The sequence below is a fragment of the Chlorobium sp. genome (assembly GCF_036528655.1).
In the GTDB taxonomy this organism is placed as follows: domain Bacteria; phylum Bacteroidota; class Chlorobiia; order Chlorobiales; family Chlorobiaceae; genus Chlorobium.
In genome coordinates this window covers 1-4,531 of record NZ_JAIGND010000039.1, presented here as the reverse complement: position 1 = coordinate 4,531, position 4,531 = coordinate 1, and the positions used below count along the sequence as shown (strand labels likewise).

The following is a 4,531-nucleotide window of genomic DNA, read 5'->3' as shown; positions in this document are numbered from 1 at the left end:
ATTGGCACAGATTATTGGGGTGAGTGCTCCGGGTTATTTTTTCTTGCTATTGAGCCATCCAGCTATCTCGCTATCCGGCAAAAAGAGGAAGAGCGCGGTTCCCGCTGATTGGGAGCGGATTTTCACGGATGGGAAGATTGTGGGATGTGAGCTGTGGGATGGAAGAGGAAGAGTTTTTGCCCACGGATTAACACGGATTGGCACGGATTGATGGGTGAGGTGGTGTCTGGGGGGTTGTGTTATGGTTTTCAGGTATTGCGCTGTCGGGTTATTCAGCAAGAAGAGGGGGAACGCGGTTCCCGCTGATTGAAAACGGATTTTCACAGATGAAGATTGCATGACGTGAGGGCTCGCTGGAAATTGGGGAATTGAAGAGGAAGAGGTTGCCCAGCCTAGGGATTTGCACGGATTGGATTTTCATGGATTGAAGAGTTTTTGTTATTCAGTTGTCTTGCTGTCGAGCGAGTGTCGCTTGAAAGGTTGTGAGGGTGCTGTTGTGATTTATCCCTGAACTGGTGGTGTTGGATTTTGGAATGGTAGAGGGAATAATTAAATTTCGTTTGCTGCTTCCCCGGGCAGATTCCATTTTTTTTGTTTTGGTTTGAATGGCGGTTTGTGCTGTTCCGGGGTTGTTTTGGGCTCTGGAGTAGTTCTTTTTGTTATTATTGGTGTTTTTGTGGTATTTTGATGCCGATTGCCTGTGTTACCCTCATGAATTCCTGGTTTTTATACATTTATCTACCTTGGAGAGACTTCTTATGAATCGTTTATTCAGGATATGTGCAAAGGGGCTGCTTTGCGGACAGCTTGCTTTTGCGGTTGCGCCGGCGGGCGTGGCTGTGGCTCAGCCGTTCAATTCTTCGTCGACGATGCCGTCGCTGTTTTCGTCGTCGAGCATGACGGTTCCGCCAGCCCAGCAGGGGGTGCCGACCTATGCGGTGCCGCAGGATACCTATTTTACCGATGCGCTTGGCAACATTCTTATGAATGTGAACGTCTGGGGCGAGGTGTACAAGCCGGGCCAGGTGGTGGTGAAGGAGAATGCCGATATTGCCGCAGTGCTGTCGCTGGTGGGCGGGCCGAAGGATTCGGCTAACCTGAAGAAGGTTCGGGTGAACCGTCAGCTGCCGGATGAGAATGGCAAGCAGACTTACGAGGTCAATCTGAAGGATTATTACAAGAAAGGGAGCCGCGAGTCGTTTGTAGCCCTCAAGCCGAACGATACGATCATTCTGCCCGAGGACAAGGGTATCAATACCGATATGGCGCTGAGGATTGTGGGCATTGCGGTGTCCGTGGCGACAGTGTTTGCGGTTGCTGCCGACTGAGGCTGATTGCTTATGATTCTGTGATTTGTAACGATTTTATTCATTTTACCGATTTGCGAGGTAAAGAGCGATGCAGAAAGCTCAGAAACCGTCTGATTTCGAACAGGAAATAAACATCCAGGAGCTGCTTGGCATGCTCTGGAGCAGAAGGGGCGTTATTATTTCGGTGCTGGCCGGGGTGATGGCGCTTTCGCTTTTGTATTATTTATCGGCTACGCCGAAGTACAGCGCCACGTCGGTGGTGCTGGTGAAGGATTCCAAAAATAACGATCCCATGAGCCAGCTTCTGGGGTCGATGTCGAGCGGTATTGCCAAGCCGATACTGAACGATATCGAGCTGCTGAAGTCGATGCCGATTGCCGAGGAGGCGGTGCGGAACCTCGACAAGGCTGCGGCGCGCGATTCGCTTGAGCTGTTCGGTGAGCGGCACTATGTGTCGAAACTTGCCATGGCGCTCGGCGGCGGGCTGCCGAAGTTCAGTTTCGGAAAAGCCGATGCAAAGGCGCCTGAAACCTACGAACAGCGGATGCGGCGGTTGGCGCACGAGCTGCAGAAGCGGGTGAGCGTTGAGAATTCGCGCGAGACGAGCGTGCTGAAGGTGTCGGTGTCGAGTCCGTTTCCGGAGGAGGCGGCGCTGCTTTCGAATGCGCTCTGCCAGGCTTACCAGCAGAAGGATATTGCCTGGAATGCCGAGCAGGCGCGGATGCTGAACCAGTTCGTGGGCGAGCAGATGAACAAGCAGCAGGATAAGGTGGCTTCTGCGGAGAACAAGCTGTCGGGCTATATGCAGCGGCAGGAGATTTATGAGTTGACCGGCAACGCGCAGCAGCTGCTGGAGAAGCTGATCGAGGTGGATTCGAAGTACAACGAGGTGATGGCGGAGTATAACATTCTGAAGAAGCGGCTTGATTTTATCAAGCAGCGGTTGTCGGGTGAGGAGAAGACGCTGAGCGCCAGTATTGCGCAGTCGGTGAATTCGCAGCTTCGTTCGGTGCAGGATCGCATCAAGCAGGAGGAGGCGGATTATATGATGCTGGTGCAGGAGAAGGGGCTCAGCAATGCGGAGGTGAAGGCTCGCCGGGTGCAGATCGATCAGATGAAGGCGCAGCTGGAGCAGATTGCCCGCGGCAAGATTGCCGGCGAGCTTGCTTATGCTGGCAGGGCGAAGCAGTATCAGTTCGACTTGATTTCGGAGCAGCTGCAGTCGGATATCAGGCTTGCGGAGCTGAACTATGCCGGGCAGGAGCTGAAGCGGCTGAAGAACAATTACGAGGGGCAGCTGAACCAGCTGCCGAAGAAGCAGCTCGATTACGCAAGGCTGCAGCGCGACCGCGAGGTGGTGAGCAATACCTATACCTTCCTGAAGCAGAAGCATGAGGAGTCGCGCATTCAGATTGCCTCTGAAGTGGGCCATGTGGTGATTGTGGGCGAGGCTTTTCCGCCCGAGAGGCCGGAGGCGCCTGACCTGAAGAAGATTCTGCTGGTGGCGATGGTGCTGGGGCTCGGCCTCGGCGGCGGCGTGGTGTTTATGACGGAGATGCAGGATCAGACGGTGAAGGATGGCAAGTTCTTCGACGATCACAGCCTGGTGACGCTGGCGTACATTCCGTTTTACGAGGGCAAGGAGGGTCTTGCGGGTTCGGGCGGCAACGGCGTGATGAAGTCGGTGAAGTCGGGCATCGATTCGCTTTCGGGGAGCATTCCGGAGGGGCTTTTGAAGAAGAGCGGCAGCGGGCAAGGGTCGCCCGCGAAGTCGAAAGACACGGGCGACAAACCTGCGCTGCTCATTACCGACAGTCTGTCGTCGGCGTTTGCCGAGAGTTTCAGGGATTTGCGTACGGCTATCAGTTTTTCGCGGGCCGACGATCCGCTGAAGTCGATTCTGGTGACGGGTACGACGGTGTCGGAGGGTAAATCGACGGTTGCTTCGAACCTTGGGCTTGCGTTTGCGCTTATCGGCAAGCGCGTGCTGGTGGTGGATTGCGATCTGCGCCGTCCGTCGCAGCATGTGAATTTCAGCCTGAACCGGATCCCCGGTCTGACGGATTACCTGACGGGGCAGAAGGGCGATATTGCCGACCTGGTGCGGAATACGGTGCATGAGAATCTGTTCGTGCTGCCTGCGGGTTCGTCGGTGCCTAACCCGAACGAGCTGCTTGGGTCGAACAGGATGCTCGATACGGTGGCGATGTTCGAGGAGCTGTACGATTTTGTGATTCTGGATACGCCGCCGCTGCTGCTTATCAGCGATACGGCGCTGCTGTCGAAGGCTGTTGACGGCATTCTGATGGTGTCGAAGATGGGCTATTCGCTGCGCAAGCCGTTCGAGGAGATTGTGAAGCTGGATTACCTGAAGCCGCTGTTGCTCGGAGTGGCGCTGATCGGTTCGTCGGATGCGGGACGGTACGGGTATGATCGTTACGGTTACAAGGGGTACGGGTATAAGTATAAGGGGTATTATAAGTCGAATCCGTATTTGTCGTAGCCTGGAGGGGTGACGGGGGAAGGCAGGGAAGAGTTTTGCCCACGGATTGGAATCAGGAGTCAGGAGTCGGGGAGGGAAAATTTTGGCCCACGGATTTTTATGGAGGCGGTTGATTTCTACAGGCAAAGCTTGTGCGAATCAACCGCCAATTTGTTTATGGAAGAGGAAGAGCGCGGTTCCCGCTGATTGAAAACGGATTGGGGAGGGATTGAAGAGGGGGTTGTTGCCCACGGATTTACACGGATTGGCACGGATTGATGGGTGAGGTGGTGTCTGGGGTTGTGTTATGGTTTTCAGGTATTGCGCTGTCGGGTTATTCAGCAGAAGAGAAAGAGCGCGGTTCCCGCTTGATTGAAAACGGATTGGGGAGGGATTGAAGAGTGAAGAGGTTGCCCACGGATTTACACGGATTGGCACGGATTGAAGATGGTGAGATCGGGTTAAGCGTTATGGGTTATGCTTTCTTGCCATTGAGCCATCCAGCTATCTCGCTATCCAGCCCAGAAGAGGAAGAGCGCGGTTCCCGCTTGATTGAAAACGGATTGGGGAGGGATTGAAGAGGGGGGATGTTGCCCATGGATTTACACGGATTGGCACGGATTGATGTGGAGCCATAGTTGGGGACGTTGTTTTCTTGCTCAAGTTGCGTGATTTGGGGGAGGTAGGGAGAGGGTGATCGCGGTTCCCGCTGATTGGGGATTGGGGAGGGATTGAAGAG

At 54.4% G+C, this 4,531-nt stretch carries 4 protein-coding genes; 3 read left to right on the top strand and 1 reads right to left on the bottom strand.

All coding sequences use genetic code 11. From position 1 onward, the window contains the following. The 3 genes from K4305_RS11015 to K4305_RS11005 form a co-directional block, all read left to right on the top strand. Positions 1 to 211 (top strand): hypothetical protein (locus K4305_RS11015; RefSeq protein ID WP_331562498.1); only part of this gene is annotated, 211 nt, incomplete at its 5' end. A gap of 547 nt (positions 212 to 758) precedes the next feature. Then, positions 759 to 1,328: a polysaccharide biosynthesis/export family protein gene (locus K4305_RS11010; RefSeq protein WP_331562497.1), complete on the top strand. Its 570-nt coding sequence runs from the start codon at positions 759 to 761 to the stop codon at positions 1,326 to 1,328. 70 nt (positions 1,329 to 1,398) lie between these two features. After that, positions 1,399 to 3,813 carry a GumC family protein gene (locus K4305_RS11005; RefSeq protein ID WP_331562496.1) on the top strand — a complete coding sequence of 805 codons (2,415 nt, stop codon included), beginning with the start codon at positions 1,399 to 1,401 and terminating at the stop codon, positions 3,811 to 3,813. 454 nt (positions 3,814 to 4,267) lie between these two features. Here K4305_RS11005 and K4305_RS11000 read toward each other — a convergent pair. Further along, positions 4,268 to 4,531 (bottom strand): hypothetical protein (locus tag K4305_RS11000; RefSeq protein WP_331562495.1); only part of this gene is annotated, 264 nt, incomplete at its 5' end.

What these genes read in the sequence shown, in the direction of transcription:
- K4305_RS11010 (WP_331562497.1), top strand. Translation starts at nt 759, where the DNA reads ATGAATCGTTTATTCAGGATATGTGCAAAGGGGCTGCTTTGCGGACAG.
- K4305_RS11005 (WP_331562496.1), top strand. Translation starts at nt 1,399, where the DNA reads ATGCAGAAAGCTCAGAAACCGTCTGATTTCGAACAGGAAATAAACATC.